We start from the raw sequence: 16424 nt of genomic DNA, 5'->3' as shown, positions 1-16424 counted from the left end.
GCCCGGCGGTCACGCCCGGAGGTACGTGAGGACGGCGAGGACCCGGCGGTGGGTGTCCTCGGCCGGCGGCAGATCCAGCTTCGCCAGGATGTTGCCGATGTGCTTGCCGACGGCGGCCTCCGTCACGACCAGCCGGCGGGCGATCGCCCCGTTGGAATGGCCCTCCGCGACCAGGCCCAGAACCTCGCGCTCGCGCGGGGTCAGCGCCCCCAGGGGGTCCCGGTGCCGGCGCAGCAGCTGCCGTACGACCTCCGGGTCGACGACGGTGCCGCCGTCCGCGACCCGGGCCAGGGCGTCCGCGAACTCCTCCACCTGCCCGACCCGGTCCTTCAGGAGATAGCCGACGCCGGTGCCGTCGCCCGCGTCGAGCAGGTCGGCGGCGTAGCTGCGCTGCACGTACTGGCTGAGGACCAGGACCGGCAGGGTCGGCCGCTCGGCGCGGAGCGCGACCGCCGCGCGCAGGCCCTCGTCCTGGAAACCGGGCGGCATCCGGACGTCGGTCACGACGATGTCCGGCTCGTGCGCCTCGACCGCCGCGCGGAGGGCGTCGGCATCACCGACGGCGGCGGCGACCTCGTGGCCGAAACGGGCCAGGAGTCCGATCAGTCCCTCCCGGAGGAGGACGCTGTCCTCGGCGAGGACGACGCGGAGCTTTCGGACAGTGCGGGACACGGAATCTCCACTCGCAGGAGGGTCGGCCCGCCCGGCGGGCTCATGATCGTCAGTGTGCCATCGAGGACCGCGATCCGGTCGGCGAGTCCGGTGAGGCCGGAGCCGCGGGCCGGGTCGGCGCCCCCGCGCCCGTCGTCCTCGACGTCGAGCCGCAGGACACCGCCGGTGTGCCCGGCCGTGATCCGCGCCCGGCGGGCGCCGCTGTGCTTGCCGATGTTGGCGAGGGCCTCGCAGCCGGCGAAGTACGCGGCGCTCTCGACGGCGCGCGGCAGCCGGGGCAGTACGTCGGTGTCGGTGTCGACGGGGACGGCGGAGCGGTCGGCGGCGTCCGCGAGCGCCGGGCCGAGCCCGTAGTCGGCGAGGACCTGCGGGTGAATGCCGTGGATCAGCTCCCGCAGCTCGGTGAGGACCTGCCCGGCCTCCGCGTGGGCCTTCTCCAACTGCTCGGCGAGCGGGCCGCCCGGCAGGGCGTCCAGCCGGGCCAGGCCCAGGGTCATGGTGAGGGCGACGAGGCGCTGCTGGGCCCCGTCGTGGAGATCGCGCTCGATCCGGCGCCGCTCGGCCTCGAAGGCGTCGACGAGCCGGGCTCGGGAGGCGATGACCTCGCCGATGCCGTCCTGCCGCTCGCCCTCGCGGGGCGTGAGCAGGGCCCGGGCGAGAGCGGCGCGGGCGCCGGCGACGACCGCGAGCGGATAGGCGAGGGCGACGAGGAGGACGGCACCGAGGAGGGCGGCGGCGAAGGCCTCCGGATAGGAGGTGACCAGGTACGCCTTGACGACCTTGGTCTCGTGGCCGTCCGCGGCCAGCCGGAAGGGGGCGCTGAGGAGCGCGACGGGCAGGCCGACGCCGACGGCGAGGGCGAGGAGGTCGAGCGGCCACAGGACGGTGGCGAGCAGCAGGGCGTACGCGAACTCCCGCCAGGTGGCCTGCTCCGTCGTCCGGGTCCGGAGCCAGGCGACCAGGCCGGGCGCGGCGGGGAGGCGGTGCGGGTCGGGGACGGGGTCGAGCTCGACGATCCTCATCCGGAGCCGCTCGACACGGCCGAGGGGGATTCCGGCCAGCAGAAGCAGCGGCAGCCCGACGAGGAAGAGCGAGAACACCCCGAGGACCAGGAGCACCAGCCCGGCGGCGGCCCCGACGAGCCCGCCGGACCCGAGGTAGCCGACGACCCGCCAGGGCCAGGGCCCGAGGACGAACCGGGGGCGGGTGAGGGCTTGCCAGGGGGTACGGGGGTCCATGGGGGCCAACGGTAGGACGGGGCGCGGGGGTGGGGCCATGGAGTTGGGGGGTGTGGCGGGGGTGGGCCTGGGACTACCCCGCGCCCGCCTGGACGGCGCCCACCGCCGTGTGGGCAATCGTCCCGCAGGAGCGGGGCCCACCCGCCGGACCGGCACCCCCGCCCGTGTCGGCAATCGTCCCGCAGGGGCGGGGCCCACCCGCCCGGACGGCGCCCACCCGCCGTGTGGGCAATCGTCCCGCTGGGGCGGGACGGGTGGGCACACGGGACGGCGCCCTCAGCGGCGCCTCCGCGTTCCGCGCCTGGACCCGCACCACTTGTGCGCCGTACCTGCGGGTGCGGGTTCAGGCGCGGGGGCCTCTGGCGCCGGCAGGGCGCGGGTCCGTTGTGCCCACCCTCCCCCAAGTCTCGGCTCCCGCTCGAGCAGGGGGGACCCCCATCGCCCCTTGCGGAACGCCTGCCCACAACGGCGGCGGGTGGGGACCGTCCCGGCGGGGCCGGCGCCCGCGACGGGGGTGGCGGCGGGGTGCGGCTCGTAACGGGCCCGGCTAGTTGCGGGTGTGCTCTGCGTGGAGGGTCGCGCGGGTTGCCGGGGTCAGGGGCTCGTACGGCGCGCCCCGCGTCGGGCGCCACCAGACCGGGTCCTCGCAGTGGAAGGCGGCCCGCCGGAGGGCCACGCGGTGGATCTTGTTCGTGGCCGTGAGGGGCAGCTCCCGCATCACCCGGACGAAGCGCGGGGGCATCTTCGTGCCCAGGTCCGCCTGCGCCTCCAGGAAGGCCGCGAAGGCCTCCGGGTCGAAGACCTCCCCCTCCCGCAGGGCCAGCGCCGCCATCACCTGGTCCCCCGCCACCGGGTCCGGTACCGCGTAGACCGCGACCCCCGCCACCCGCTCCCAGCGCGCCAGGATGTGTTCGATCATCGCCGCCGCCAGGTTCTCGCTGTCGACCCGCAGCCGGTCGTCCGTACGGCCCGCGAAGTACAGGAAGCCGTCCGCGTCCCGGTAGAAGAGGTCGCCCGTCCAGTACCAGCCGCCGCGCAGCCGCGCCGCCTCCGCCTCCGGGTTGCGCCAGTACCCCTCGAAGGGCGAGCGGCCCCGGTTGACGAGCTCGCCGACCGCCTCGGTGGCGTTGAGGAGCCGGCCGGTCGGCGAGAAGCGGGCCGGGGCGCATTCCTCGCCGGTGTCGGGGGCGATGACCGCGAGGTCGTCGCCCGGTGCCGCCCGCCCGATCGCGCCCGCCGGCGTGTCCGGGGTCCGCTGGATCGCCGCGCCTCCCTCGGAGGAGCCGTACCCCTCCACGAGCGGGACCCCGAAGCGCTCCCGGAAGCGGGCCGCGTCCACCGCCCCCGCCTCCGTGCCGAAGCCGAGCCGCAGCGCGTGCGCGCGGTCGTCGGGGCCGGGCGGGGTGGCGAGCAGGTACTGGACGGCCCGGCCCACGTACGTGAAGTACGTGGCGCCGAAGCGGCGTACGTCCGGCAGGAAGCGGGAGGCCGAGAAGCGGGCCCGCAGCGCCACCCCGGCGCCGGCGACCAGCGCGGGCGCCCAGTCGGCGATCACGGCGTTCCCGTGGAACATCGGCATGCAGATGTAGTGGACGTCGTCCCGGCCGACCCCGAAGTGGGAGACGAGGGACGCTCCGGCGGCCGCCAGGCGCCCCTGGCTGCACAGGGCCGCCTTCGGCGCGCCCGTCGAACCGGACGTGAAGGAGAGCAGGAAGCGGCTGTCGGGGCGTACGGGACCGAGGACGGCGTCTCCCGGCCGGGCGTCCCCGTAGGGGGCGAGGAGCTCCCGGTACGCCTCGGTGTCGGTGACCAGGATCCGGACGCCCGGCAGCGCGAGCCCGTCCAGGAGCGGCAGGTGGGCGCGCTGGGTGACCAGGACCCGGCATGCGGTGTGCCCGATGTCGCGGGCGAGTTCGGCGCCGCGCCGGGTGGGGTTGATCCCGGCGACGGCGGCCCCCGCGAGGGCCGCCGCGCTGAGCCAGAGCGGGTACTCCGGCGTGTTGTCGAGCAGGATGCCGAGGTGCGGCTCGCCCCCCGGCACGGGTGGCATCAGGTCCACGAGCAGTGCGGCCCGCGCGGCGGCGCCCGCGGCGACCTGGTGGTGGGTGAGGGTGTGGTGCTCGTCCCTCAGGCCGGTCCGGTGGTCGCCCCACTGGCGCCGTACGAGCTCCGCGACGGTGTCCGCGCTCCTCATGGGCCGGACTTTAACTGACGTTCCGTCAGAACTGAACGGTCAGAACGAGACGTCCGAGCAGGCGTAGAAGGCGTTCGCGGTGTCCGCGACCGTCCACACCGCCAGGATCAGGTGCCGGCCCGTCTTGCCCGCCGGGATCGTCCCGGAGTGGGTGAGCGTCGACGGCGGCTGCTGGTTGTTGTAGGGGATGGTCAGGAACGGCTGGGGGTCGAGGTCCGCCCGGGTCAGCGCCTTGGTGCCGGTCCAGCCGTTCCTGGTGATGTAGTAGCGGAAGTCCGTGGTGGCGTGGCGGGCGGTGAACTGCCACCGGAAGCCGTAGCTCTGCCCCGCCACGAGCTTCGTCGTGGGCCAGGCGCCGCCGCGGGGGTCGTCGAGCTGCGAGAAACGGGAGTTCCCGCCGGCGCAGATCTTCCCGTCGGCGGGGCCCGCGGCCGGGAAGCCCTTGAGCCCCTCGACCGACTGCGGCTCCCACTGGATGTCGCCGCAGTTGGTCACGGTGCGGTTGGCGCAGAGCTTCTGACGGCTGATCGGCGCGTCGGTGTAGCCGTGGCTGCCTGCCGTGCCGGTGGCGAGGACGGTGGCGCCGGCTATGCCGAGCGCCACCACCGCCGCCCCGAGTGCCTTGTTGCGCATGCTGTCGCTCCTGGAGAACGTGGGGAGTTCCGTGGGGCCGTGCGCGCGCGTACGGGTGATGCCTGGGGACTGCTTTTGGTCTGGACCAAGTATCAAGGTAGGGACGGAAGTTGACGCTGTCCATCCCCTCAGGCGCCCTCGACCGGCCCCGTCCTGCCCGTGTAGAACGCCACCGTCAGGTCCTTGACCAGCGCCTTGCGCTCGTAGTCGTCCAGCTCCACCAGACCACGACTGGTCAGCCGGTGGACCACGTCGTCCACCGCGTCCACCACCGAGGTCAGGACGCTGTCCCGGTGCTTCGCGTCGATCGCCGCGATCCGGCGCCGGCGCATCGCCGCCGCCACCTCCGGTGCGTACTCGATGCGCGTCGGCTGCGCCGAGAACACGTCCACGCCGACCGGAGCGCACTCCGCCGACAGCATCCGCGTCAGGGCCGCGCCGACCGCCTCCGCGTCCCGCAGCGTCGGCGCGTCCTCGTGGAACGCGTCCGCCGGCAGCTGCGAGAGCACCCGGGCCATCGCCGCCTCCACCTGCTCCCGCAGATAGTCCTCGTGCCCGTCGACCCCGAGCGACGCCCGGACCGTGTCCCGCACCCGCCACACCACCAGGACGGTCACGTCGAGCGCGGTGCCCTTCGCGTCCACCGCCGGCAGCGGCTCACTGCGCCAGTGCCGCAGCCGGACGTCCACCCGGCGGCGCAGCAGCAGCGGGCTGACCCACAGCAGGCCCGTACGGCGGACCGTGCCGCGGTAGTCGCCGAACAGGGTCAGCACCCAGGCGTATCCGACCCGGCCGCGGCCGAGACCGCCCAGCGAGAAGAGGGCGAGCACCACGCCGAGGGCCAGGAGGGCCCACTGTCCGAGATGGATGCCGTGGTACGGGCGCGCCGGCAGCCGCAGCATCCGCGCCGCCTCTGCGGGCACCGCCCCGGCCCACCACACGATCGCCGCGCAACCGGCGACCGCCAGGGCGCCGCCGACCACGCCGACCCACCCGGGCAGCACCGGCCCGGACCGCTCGACGAGAGCGGGGTCGGCGGTGGGGGCGGGGCGGGAGGTGTTCCTGGGCTGTGCCGTGGCCTGCCCCTTGGACTGCGCCTTGGACTTCGGCGTGGTCACGGACCGCGGGTCCGGCTCGACCGGGGCCTGGACCTTCGACGGGGCGGGGATGGCGGCCCGGCGGGCCGACGCCGTGGGCGGAGTGGGCGCGGCCATGGCGATGGTGTCGGGGCCCCCGTCGTCGCCCTCCGCGACGGGGCTCCCCGGCTCGTCCCGGAACAGCAGGTGCACCGGGATGGAGCCGGTGGTCTCGGACCCGATCACGTTCTTACGCCGCGCGACCCGCACGACGCCGGCGACGGGCACCGCGACGGACCCGACCCGGGCCCCGCGAATCCGCCCGAAGTCGAGCGCGCCGGGGGCCGGGGCCTCCGGTGAGGCGCCGGAAACGGCCGGGGCCGTCCTGGTATCGGACCCGCCCGGGGCCGCGCCGGAGCCGGCGCCCGCGGAGGGGGCCGGCGCGGCGCCGGGCGCGGGGCGCACCGGGGCCGGGGCCGAAGACCCGTCGGACGCGGCCCCTGCCGGGGCGACGGGCACCGCACGGGACGGGGAAAGGGGACCGGCGGGGGCAAGCGGCGCCGCGCCGGGCCCCGCCGTACGGCAGGTGGACGCCGCCGGGGCCGCCCCGGGCGCACCCGCCGCGACCCCAGCCCGGGCCACCGGCTCCGTACTTGACGCGGGACCGCCCGAGGCGGGCCCGGCCACGCCGGAGCCGGGCGCCGCCGGTGCCGCCGCCGGAGCACCCGACACGGATCCAGCCCGGACACCCGGCGCCGTACCGGACGCGGGACCGGCCGAGGCGGACCCGGGCACAGCCGGTGCCGCCGCCGGAGCACCCGACACCGACCCGACCCGGACACCCGACGCCGCACCCGACGCGGGACCGGCCGAGGCGGACCCGGGCACAGCCGGTGCCGCCGCCGGAGCACCCGACACGGATCCAGCCCGGACACCCGGCGCCGCACCCGACGCGGGACCGCCCGAGGCGGGCCCGGCCACGCCGGACACGGGCACCACCTGGGCCGCCGCCGTCGGCGTACCCGACGCCGCACCCGACGCGGGACCGCCCGAGGCAGGACCGGCCACGCCGGACACGGGCACCACCTGGGCCGCCGCCGTCGTACCCGACACGGATCCGGCCCGGACACCCGGCGCCGTACGGGACACGGGACCGCCCGAGGCGGGCCCGGCCACGCCGGACACGGGCACCACCTGGGCCGCCGCCGCCGGAGCACCCGACACCGACCCGACCCGGACACCCGGCGCCGCACCCGACGCGGGACCGCCCGAGGCAGGACCGGCCGCGCCGGAGCCGGGCACCACCCGGGCCGCCGCCGTCGGCGTACCCGACACCGACCCGACCCGGACACCCGACGCGGGACCGCCCGACGCGGGCCCGGCCGCGCCAGGCGCAGGCACCACCTGGGCCGCCGCCGTCGTACCCGACACCGACCCCGCCGGGGCACCCGGCGCCGCACCCGACGCGGGACCGGCAGATGCAGGCCCTGTCGAGGCGGGCGCCGCCGTTCGGGAGGGGGACGCCGCCGGGGCCGCCCCGGGCGCACCCGCAGCGACACCCGCCCGGGTCAGCGGCTCCGTACCGGACACGGCTCCCCCCGGGCGTGACCCGGGAGTACCCGTCGCCACATCCGCCGGGGCCCCCGGCGCCGTACCGGCCGCGCCGGAGCCGGGCGCCGCCGTCGGCGTACCCGACACCGACCCCGCCAGGGCCCCCGGCTCCGGTCCCTTCGGGGTCTCCGGTGTCGGGTCGGAGGCCGGGGCCCGTGTGGGTTCCGGGGTCGGTGGGGACGTGCGCGGGAGGGTGCCGTCCGTCAGGCGTCTGGCCGTGCGGGCCGCGTCACGCGAGGCCGCCGCGCCGGAGTCCGCGGGGTTCGGGGTCGATGCCGTCATTCGGGTCCACCTCATGCTCTCGGGGTCATCGGAACAAACGCCGCCAGGTCTCCGGGCCCGGGTAGCCGTCGGCCGCTCCGCCGCGCCATCCCTGTGCCCGCTGGAACGCCTCGACGTTGCGGCGGTCCGCCTCCGTCCAGCGCGGACCGGGTCCCGACAGGTAGTGCTTGCCGAAGCCCCGCTTCACCAGTTGTTTGCCCAGCTTCTCCACATATGCGTTGGATTGCCCCGGACGGAAGTAGCCACGCCCGGGAAACCCCGTCGCATTCGCGCTCGGACCGCCCGAACCACTCGAACCGCCGATGTCCTTGCCCCCGCCGGTCACGAGGAGCCGCCACGTCTGCGGCCCGGGAATGCCGTCCGCGTCCTTGCCCTTCCAGCCCTGCGCGAGCTGGAACGCCTCGGTCGCCCTGCGGTCCGCCTCGCCCCACCTCGGGCCGGGTCCCTGGCTGTAGAACTTCTTGCCGCCGCGGTCGACGAGGAGCTGCCCGAGCTGGGTGACGTACGCGTTGTTCGCGCCCGGGCCGAACTTCCCCGACCCCGGGTACGGCGTCGCCTCCGTGGGCTCCGACCCGCCGCCGGTGCCGCCGCTCACCACGCCCTTGTAGCGGTAGGCCACGTACCGGTCGGAGTTCTCCCAGTACGCCATCGGCGTCGCCTGCTTCCGCGTGCGCGGCTTCGTCTGCTCGTAGGCGATGTAGGAGGTGTGCGTGTAGTCGGTCCAGCCGCCGAAGATCGTGACGTGCGAGCCGCGGGTCGGGTTCGCCGGGTTGTGGAACAGCAGGATGTCGCCGGGCTGGAGTTCCGTGCGGTCGATCCGTACGGCGAAGCGGTCGAGGCTGCCGGTCCACTCGTTGCTGCGGAGGTTCCAGGCCATCGAGATGTACCCGGAGCAGTCCTGGCGGTATCCGTCCGACCAGTACTGCTCCATCGAGTACGGGACCTGAGCCGCGACCCAGGTCTTGGCCCGGTTGATGATCTCCGCGCGGGTCGTCTGCCGCAGCGTCTCCGTGGAGATCTGACTGGTCGTCGGGACGGCGTCCGGCGTCGGGGCGGAGCCGGGCCCCGGCGCGCCGCCGTGCAGCGGCCCCCGTCCGCCCTGCGGGGTGTCGGCGCCCGGCAAGGACGTGTCGGGAGACACGGGGGATTCGGTGGATTCGATGGATTCAGGGGACACCGGGGACACGGGGACCCCGGGCTCCGCCGGCCCCCGCAGAACCGCCGGGTCCACGTCCGCCCCGGCCGCCGCCAGGTCCGCGTCCGCCCCGGCCGGCGGGTCCGCGACCGCGCCCGTCGGAGACTGGGGGCCCTGGTCGGCCGGCGCCTGGGGGCCCGGGCCGGTGAGGGCCGTCGCCACCCCGGCCCCTCCCCCGCCCAGGACCACGCCCGCCGCCGTCACCAGGACCAGCGCGCGGCGGGCGCCGTGCGCCGCCGGGTGGCCGCCCGCGCGGACGGGCAGGCCCAGGGCGAGGTCACGCCGCTGCCGGGCGCAGCCCGGGCAGCCGCAGTCGGCCGCGGGTTCGAACTCCTCGAAGACCGGCACGCTCATGCGATTCCCCTCCACACTCGTCAAGATCTTTTTGACCCTCGTTTCGGGCGCCAGTGTCTCAACTGTCTGGACAAATCGCATTTTGACGGATCGAAGGCCTGATACGACCATCCGACAGGCCGGACGCGACCGGTATTGGTCAGGAGCACCCCCTCACGTCAGGTAGAGTTCTCTTTGTCAGCAGGCGCCGCTAGCTCAGTTGGTTAGAGCAGCTGACTCTTAATCAGCGGGTCCGGGGTTCGAGTCCCTGGCGGCGCACGCAGAGTCAAGACCCCCTCACCACTGGTGAGGGGGTCTTGGTCTTTCTCGGGCCGTGCCGCTTCAACTACCGTGCGCCGTCGGTCAGTTACGCCACATCCCTGGGCCCGGCGAGGGCCGGGCCTCTACAGTGTGCGGAACCCCGACCTCCCGCGGCGGCACCGGGCTCCTCCCGCGGCCCGTGAGCCCCGCGGTCGAGGACCGGCCCGGTCGGCGGCGGCACGGGACGCGCCCCCGCCGACCGCGGCCCGGTTCGGTCCGGCCCCCTTCGGCCCGCCGGGATCCCTCAGCCCGCGCCCGTCAGGTACGCCGACACCACCACGTTCGCCGTGTAGGTGCCCGCCGCCCGGTCGAAGGTGCCGCCGCAGGTGATCAGCCGCAGCTCGGCGCGGTGGGGGTCGCGGGCGCCGTAGACCTTGCCCGCGTCGAACGCCTCCCGCGGGAAGACCTGGACGTCGTCGACGGTGAACTCGGCGACCGATCCGTCCGTCCGGGTGATGCGGACCTTCGCGCCGGGGCGTGCCGCGCTCAGTCCGTAGAAGACGGCCCTGCGGGTCGCGGTGTCGACGTGGCCGACGAGGAGGGCGGCGCCGGCCGCGCCCGGCCGGGTGCCGGAACCGAACCAGCCGACGGTGTGCGGCATCTCGAAGGGCGGCGGATCGACGGCGCCCGTGTCGTCCAGGCCGCGCGCCACGACGGGCGCGCTGATGCCGAGGGAGGGGATGTCGATCCGCCGGGGTTCGCGGGGCGGCAGCGGGGCGCGGGGCGGGGGCAGCGGGTCGCCGAGCGGGCGGCCGACCGCGGCGATGTCGCCGGTGGTCGGCGCGGAGCTGCCGCCGGGGCCGTCGGTGGCCTCGCGGCCCCAGAGCCAGAGCCCGGACAGCAGGACCGCCCAGGCCACGCCGGTGACGAGTCGCCCGGTGCCCGCCGGGCGGGTTCCGGACGGCACGGTCACTCCTCGCCGGTACCCGTACCGGTACGGCGGCGCGAGCTGCGGAAGGCGACCGCCACGGCGGCGATCGCGGCCATGCCGAGGCCGAGCAGGGTGTACGGGGTGCCGAGGCCGCTCTCGGAGGTGGTCTGGGCGACGCCGGGGGCCACCGGTGCGGCGAAGGCGGCGGTGCCTCCCCCGCCGGCGCGGACCGGGGCCACCGGGGTGACGTGGTGCGTGGGCCGCCGGGTGGGCTCCTGGTGGCGCCGGATCCGCACGGTGCCCACGGCCCGGTGGTCGTGGCCGTCGCAGGTCACGCTGACCTTGTACGTACCGTCCCGGAGGTCGGACCGGACGGTGGTGTCGCCGAACAGGGGGTTGCCCCCGCCGTCCCGGCCGGTCAGCTCCGCGTCGGCGACGAAGGCCGGGGACTTGGCGGCGCCCGTCGTGCCCTTGCAGCCCTGGACGCGGACGTCGACGTCGGCGCCGGGCGGGGCGGTGGACGGGGTGACGGTGGCCGTCACCCCGTCGTGGGCGTACGCGCCGCCGGCCGCCTGTGCCAGTACGAGCACCACGGCCGCCCCTGCGGCACGGAGAGCAATGGGAGCTGAACGCATCGTGACCTCCTGATACTGGCAGGGTCACCCGGATCCGCGCATCTCGCATCCGCAGGGGACGCCCCTCCGCGCTTCTCGCATCCGCAGGGGACGTCCCGGAGCGCCCCTTACACGCGGTCGACGATGTCCGCGATCGACTGGACGATCTTCGACGGGCGGAACGGGAAGCGGTCGATCTCCGCCTGCGTCGTCAGACCGGTCAGCACCAGGAAGGTCTGCATGCCGGCCTCCAGGCCGGCCAGGATGTCGGTGTCCATCCGGTCGCCGATCATCGCGCTGGACTCGGAGTGGGCGCCGATCGCGTTGAGGCCGGTGCGCATCATGAGCGGGTTGGGCTTGCCGGCGAAGTACGGCTCCTTGCCGGTGGCCTTCGTGATGAGGGCGGCGACGGAGCCGGTGGCCGGGAGCGGGCCCTCCAGGGAGGGGCCGGTCTCGTCGGGGTTGGTGCAGATGAAGCGGGCGCCGCCGTTGATGAGGCGGACGGCCTTGGTCATCGCCTCGAAGGAGTACGTACGGGTCTCGCCGAGCACCACGTAGTCCGGGTCGTGGTCGGTGAGGACGTAACCGATGTCGTGGAGCGCGGTGGTGAGGCCGGCCTCGCCGATCACGTACGCGGTGCCGCCCGGGCGCTGGTCGTCGAGGAACTTGGCGGTGGCGAGCGCCGAGGTCCAGATGTTCTCGACGGGGACTTCGAGGCCCATGCGGGCGAGGCGGGCGTGCAGGTCGCGGGCGGTGTAGATCGAGTTGTTGGTGAGGACCAGGAAGGGCTTCCCGGTCTCCCGCAGCTTCTTGATGAACGCGTCGGCGCCGGGGATCGGCACGCCCTCGTGGATGAGGACGCCGTCCATGTCGGTCAGCCAGGATTCGATCGGCTTGCGCTCTGCCATGGGTGCGGGACTCCTGCCGTACAAAACGTGCGGTGTGCTGGGGGCGCCGCGACAGCGCTGTGGCGACGCCCCCAGGGTAGTCAGGATGTGCTGATCTTGACCCCGTCGATCGTCCAGTACCAGTTGTTGGAGCCGGTGTAGCGGAAGCGGAAGCTGACGCTGGAGGCGCCGGCGGGGACCGCGACCGTGAGCGACTGGGGCTGGGAGACGACGTCGGCGGTGTAGCTCTTGACGAGCGTCGGGGTGCCGCCGTTGAAGACCGCCTGGACCTGGGCGGTCTGGCTGCCCTCCTGGCGGTAGAAGGTCGTGAAGTCGAGGGTGACGGTGCTCGCGCCGGAGACGGCGTACGCGGGCGTGACCAGGGTCGAGTCGTACGTACCGGAGAAGGACTTGTCGGCCCACTCGTCGGAGTCGGCGACGGCGAAGACGCCCCGGGCGCGGACGTTGAGCTCGCGGGACTGGTCGCGCTGCGCGCGGGACCAGAACTCGTCCGTGGCGAAGGACCAGCCGCGCCACTCGGTCATGCCGCCGGTGCCCATGGCGTTGTTGATGACGGACCAGCCGCTGGGCGCGGTGTGCGTGAAGCCGAGGATCCCGGCGGGGATGCCGGTCTCGTCGACGCGGCCGGACAGGGACGGGTAGAGGGTGTCGAAGGGGTCGGTGGACCGCTCCTGTATCGGCTTGCCGTCGAGGCCCCAGGAGGGGTCGGGGACGATGCCGAGCTGGCGGAAGACGGTGGCGGCGACGTCGACGAGCCGGGTGTCGATGGGGCGGGCTCCGGCGGCGATGCCGGGGCCCTGGGCGAGGACGAAGGTGCGCCGCTCCTCGATGGTGGAGCCGCCGTGGCCGCCGGCGTCGGTGTGGCCGTGGTCGGTGGCGACGACGACGGTCCAGCGCTCGGTGGCGTAGGCCGGCCGTGCCTGGATCGCGGCGAGGAGCCGGCCGAGGTAGCCGTCCTGGACGTCGATGGCGTCGAGGTACTTCTGGCTGGCGGCGCCGTAGTTGTGGCCGATCTCGTCGGTCTCGCCGAAGTAGACGAAGAGGACGTCGGGGTTCTGGTTGCGGAGGACGTCCTCGGTGATGTCGGTGATCAGCTTGTCGTTGACCGCGTAGTCGTTGTTGTAGACGAGCTTGGCGTCGGCGCCGGGGGTGACGGTGCCGTGGGTGTCGAGTTCGGGCCAGTCGACGGCGGCGAAGAGCGAGAGCTCGGGGCGGACCTGGTTCAGGCGGGCGAGGAAGCCGGGGTACCGGCCGTAGTTCTTGCCGGTGAAGGTGTTGTCCTTCACGCCGTGCTTGTCGGGCCAGACGCCGGTGGAGATCGTCGACCAGCCGGGGCCGGAGGAGGTCGCGGCCATCGGGTTGGCGTAGAGCAGGGAGCGGCCGTAGGTGCCGTTCGCCATCAGGGACTTGAGGGTGGGGGCCTTGGCGGCGTCGATCCGGTCGTACCGCAGGCCGTCCATGCCGACGAAGAGCACCTTGTCCTGGCTGGTGCCGTTCGGGAGCGTCGGGGCGGCGACGGCGGCCTGGGCGGCGGGGGCGGTGGCGAGTCCGGTGGCGGCGACGGCCGCGGTGGCGCCTGCGGCGGCGAGCACGGTGCGGCGGGAGATGCGGGAGATGCCGGTGGTCGGCATGTCGGAGTCCTCCGTCAGGGGGTCGATAGGGGTGCGAACACACGTCAACGCCCCTGATTTCTCAGGGGCGTTGGTCCGTACCCGTTATCTTTCCGCGATATTCCGGGGGTTTCCAGAGTCGCGAGGTGAACTCTTAGCTGCCGGTCGCGGACTTCCACGCGTCGACGTACGCGGCGAGGTTCTTGTCGATGTCGGCCCAGTCCGGCTCGAAGACCTCGACGCCCTCCATCAGCTTGGCCAGTTCGATGGCGTTGGCGTCGGTGGCCTTGACGTCCTTGCGGGCCGGGAAGCCGCCGCCGATCGCGCTGACCTCGCGCTGGGCGCCCTCGCTCAGCATGAAGTCGAGGAGCTTCTTGCCGTTCTCGGTGTGCGGGGCCTTGTTCACCAGGCCCGCGGCGTACGGCAGGGCGAAGGTGGTGGGCTTGCCGCCGTCCTTCGCGGGGAACCAGATGCCGAGGTTCGGCATGGACTTGGCCTGGGCGAAGTTCATCTGGACATCGCCGTTGGCGACGAGGAGTTCACCCTTGTCCACCTTGGGGGCGAGCTTGGAGGTGGAGGAGGACGGGCCGACGTTGTTGGCCTGGAGCTTCTTCAGGTACTCCATCGCCGGCTCCTTGCCGCCGAAGTCGTGCATCGCCTTGATGAGGACGGCGGTGCCGTCGCCCGCGACGCCGGGGGTGGAGTACTGGAGCTTGTCCTTGTACTTCGCGTCGAGCAGCTCCTCCCAGGTCTTCGGGGCCTCGGGGAGCTCCTTCTTGTTGTGGACGAAGCCGAAGTAGTTGTTGACGACGGAGGTCCAGGTGCCGTCGTCCGACTTGTCGCCGCCGTCGACCTGGTCGGCGCCCTTCGGCTCGTACGACTGGAGCAGGCCCTTGGAGCCGGCCTGCTGGATGAAGGGCGGCAGGGTGACGAGGACGTCGGCCTGGGTGTTGGACTTCTCGCGGAGGGCGCGCTGCACCATCTCGCCGGAGCCGCCCTCGACGTACTTGACCTTGATGCCGGTCTGCTTCTCGAAGTCGGCGAAGACCTTGTCGTACCAGCCGTCGCCCGCCTCGCCCTTGAGGCCGTCGGCGCTGTAGACGGTGACGACCTTCTCGTCGGAGGCGGCTGAGGAGCCGTCGCAGGCGGTGAGCGTGGCGGCGAGGACGAGGGCGCCGGTGACGGCGGCGACCGGCTTGGCGTACGTACGCATAACGTTGTTCTCTCCTGGCAGTACTAGCGGTACGAGGCTTTGGTACGGATACGGGAGACGGCGAGGAGCGCCAGCAGGGTCGCGGCCATGAGGACCACGGCGAGCGCCGAGCCGGTGAACAGGGAACCCCGGTCGGTGGCGGTGAAGATGAGCACCGGCAGCGGGGTCCAGTCCGGCGGGTAGAGCATCATCGTGGCGCTGAGCTCTCCCATGGACAGGGCGAAGCAGAGCCCGGCGGCCGCGTTCAGGGACGGCAGCAGGAGCGGGAGCTTCACCCGGAACAGGACGTACGAGGGGCGGGCGCCGAGGCTGGCCGCCGCCTGCTCGTACATCGGGTCGAGGCGCCGGATGGCGGCCGAGACCGACTGGTGGGCGAACGCCGTGACGAGGACGGTGTGCGCGAGGATCACGATCCAGCGGGTGCCGTTGAGCAGCATCGGCGGCTGCGAGAAGGCGACGAGGACCGCGAGGCCGACGACCACGGACGGCACGGCGACCGGCAGCATGAACAGGGCGTCGAGGAGCCGCTTGCCCTTCTTGCCGAGGGCCGCGGCGGCGAGCGCGGCCCAGGTGCCGACGGTCAGCGCGATCACGCTCGCGGTGACGGCCGTGATCAGGCTGGTGGTGAGCGCCTGGAGGGACTCGCCGCGGGCGGCCGCCGTGTAGTGGGCGGTGGTGGGTCCGGAGGGGAAGGCGCCGGACCAGTGCGTGGAGAACGAGGCGGCGAGGATGACGAGGAGGGGCAGGGCGAAGAGGGGCACGAAGAGGACCGCGAACAGCACCCAGGCCGTCCACTTTCCCGTACGGCTATGCACCAGCACGGCGGCTCACCCCCCGGTAGAGGACGTAGAGGCCGACCGAGAGGGCGACGTTGACGACGGCGACGACGCAGGCGGCGGCGTAGTCGGATTCGAGGATCGCCTTGCTGTAGACGAGCATCGGGAGGGTCGTGACGCCCTTGGCGCCGGTGAAGAGGACGATCCCGAACTCGTTGAGGCACATGACGAGGACGAGGCTGCCGCCGGCGGCGAGCGCGGGCAGCGCCTCGGGCAGGATCACCTGCCGGACGATCCGCAGCGGCCGGGCGCCGAGCGAGGACGCCACCTCCAGCTGGGCGGTCTCCATCTGTGAGAACGCGGCGAGGAGCGGGCGCATCACGAACGGGGTGAAGTACGTGATCTCGGCGAGGAGGACGCCCCACGGGGTGGTGAGGAACCGGAAGGGTCCCGCCGGGTCGCCGGTGACGTCGGTCCAGATCCCGTTGGCCATGCCGACCGTGCCGTAGAGGAACAGCAGGGCGAGCGTGATCAGGAAGGACGGGAAGGAGAGGAAGACGTCGATGAACTTCGACACCGCCTTCCCGCCGGGGAAGGGCACGAACGCGATCACGAGCGCGAGCACGAAGCCGAGGAAGAGACAGCCGACGGTGGCGGCGACGGCCAGCCACACGGTGGTGACGAGCGCCTCGCGGAAGGACGCGGAGGCGAAGACCTCGGTGTACGCACCGGGGGCGAGGGACTCGTCGACGACGAGGGCGAGGGGGTAGAGGAAGACGAGGGCGAGGACGGCGACGGGAGGGAGAGCCCAGAGCCACCCGGTCGTGGGCATGCGTTCCGCCGGGGCGGGACGGGTGGGCACAACCCCCGGTGCGCG

General features: G+C 73.8%; 13 protein-coding genes and 1 tRNA gene. 1 reads left to right on the top strand and 13 read right to left on the bottom strand.

Going from position 1 to position 16424, the window contains the following annotated elements; all coding sequences use genetic code 11:
* Positions 1-9 precede the first annotated feature (9 nt).
* From ACF07V_RS12785 to ACF07V_RS12760, 6 genes are all read right to left on the bottom strand, one after another.
* Complete coding sequence (locus ACF07V_RS12785) at positions 10-672, bottom strand: response regulator (protein ID WP_392153662.1); 663 nt, start codon at positions 670-672, stop codon at positions 10-12.
* Positions 603-1910 carry a sensor domain-containing protein gene (locus tag ACF07V_RS12780; protein WP_392153661.1) on the bottom strand — a complete coding sequence of 436 codons (1308 nt, stop codon included), beginning with the start codon at positions 1908-1910 and terminating at the stop codon, positions 603-605. The genes ACF07V_RS12785 and ACF07V_RS12780 overlap by 70 nt, the downstream gene beginning before the upstream one ends.
* Positions 1911-2457: 547 nt before the next feature.
* Complete coding sequence (locus tag ACF07V_RS12775; RefSeq protein WP_392153659.1) at positions 2458-4104, bottom strand: long-chain-fatty-acid--CoA ligase; 1647 nt, start codon at positions 4102-4104, stop codon at positions 2458-2460.
* Between the two features lie 39 nt (positions 4105-4143).
* Positions 4144-4737: a lytic polysaccharide monooxygenase gene (locus ACF07V_RS12770; RefSeq protein ID WP_392153658.1), complete on the bottom strand. Its 594-nt coding sequence runs from the start codon at positions 4735-4737 to the stop codon at positions 4144-4146.
* Positions 4738-4865: 128 nt separating this feature from the next.
* Positions 4866-6803 carry an SPFH domain-containing protein gene (locus ACF07V_RS12765; protein ID WP_392153656.1) on the bottom strand — a complete coding sequence of 646 codons (1938 nt, stop codon included), beginning with the start codon at positions 6801-6803 and terminating at the stop codon, positions 4866-4868.
* A 928-nt stretch (positions 6804-7731) separates the two neighbouring features.
* Entirely contained in the window at positions 7732-9255 is a 1524-nt protein-coding gene (locus ACF07V_RS12760; RefSeq protein WP_392153655.1) for a peptidoglycan-binding protein, read from the bottom strand.
* A gap of 184 nt (positions 9256-9439) precedes the next feature.
* Here ACF07V_RS12760 and ACF07V_RS12755 point away from each other — a divergent pair.
* Positions 9440-9513: transfer RNA gene (locus tag ACF07V_RS12755), tRNA-Lys, on the top strand.
* A gap of 286 nt (positions 9514-9799) precedes the next feature.
* Here the strand turns inward: ACF07V_RS12755 and ACF07V_RS12750 are convergent.
* The 7 genes from ACF07V_RS12750 to ACF07V_RS12720 form a co-directional block, all read right to left on the bottom strand.
* Positions 9800-10462 (bottom strand): class F sortase, encoded by a 663-nt coding sequence (locus ACF07V_RS12750; RefSeq protein WP_392153653.1) that lies wholly within the window; start codon positions 10460-10462, stop codon positions 9800-9802.
* A gap of 2 nt (positions 10463-10464) precedes the next feature.
* Positions 10465-11061, bottom strand: coding sequence for a hypothetical protein (locus ACF07V_RS12745; protein WP_392153651.1), 597 nt, complete (start codon positions 11059-11061; stop codon positions 10465-10467).
* Between the two features lie 107 nt (positions 11062-11168).
* A complete protein-coding gene (locus ACF07V_RS12740) occupies positions 11169-11948 on the bottom strand; it encodes an HAD-IIA family hydrolase (protein WP_392153650.1) in 780 nt (259 codons plus the stop codon).
* 80 nt (positions 11949-12028) lie between these two features.
* Positions 12029-13579: an alkaline phosphatase family protein gene (locus tag ACF07V_RS12735; RefSeq protein ID WP_392153649.1), complete on the bottom strand. Its 1551-nt coding sequence runs from the start codon at positions 13577-13579 to the stop codon at positions 12029-12031.
* A gap of 133 nt (positions 13580-13712) precedes the next feature.
* Positions 13713-14771 (bottom strand): 2-aminoethylphosphonate ABC transporter substrate-binding protein, encoded by a 1059-nt coding sequence (locus ACF07V_RS12730; RefSeq protein ID WP_392153648.1) that lies wholly within the window; start codon positions 14769-14771, stop codon positions 13713-13715.
* Between the two features lie 23 nt (positions 14772-14794).
* The gene (locus tag ACF07V_RS12725) at positions 14795-15592 is read right to left on the bottom strand and encodes an ABC transporter permease (RefSeq protein ID WP_392153647.1); all 798 of its coding nucleotides are present in this window, start codon (positions 15590-15592) and stop codon (positions 14795-14797) included.
* A complete protein-coding gene (locus ACF07V_RS12720) occupies positions 15579-16379 on the bottom strand; it encodes a 2-aminoethylphosphonate ABC transporter permease subunit (protein WP_392153645.1) in 801 nt (266 codons plus the stop codon). The genes ACF07V_RS12725 and ACF07V_RS12720 overlap by 14 nt, the downstream gene beginning before the upstream one ends.
* Positions 16380-16424 lie beyond the last annotated feature (45 nt).

Origin of the sequence: Streptomyces sp. NPDC015661, from assembly GCF_043077765.1 — a bacterium.
In the GTDB taxonomy this organism is placed as follows: Bacteria; Actinomycetota; Actinomycetes; order Streptomycetales; family Streptomycetaceae; genus Streptomyces.
Note: the sequence above shows the minus strand (reverse complement) of the source record. Positions and strands in the feature narration are given on the sequence as shown.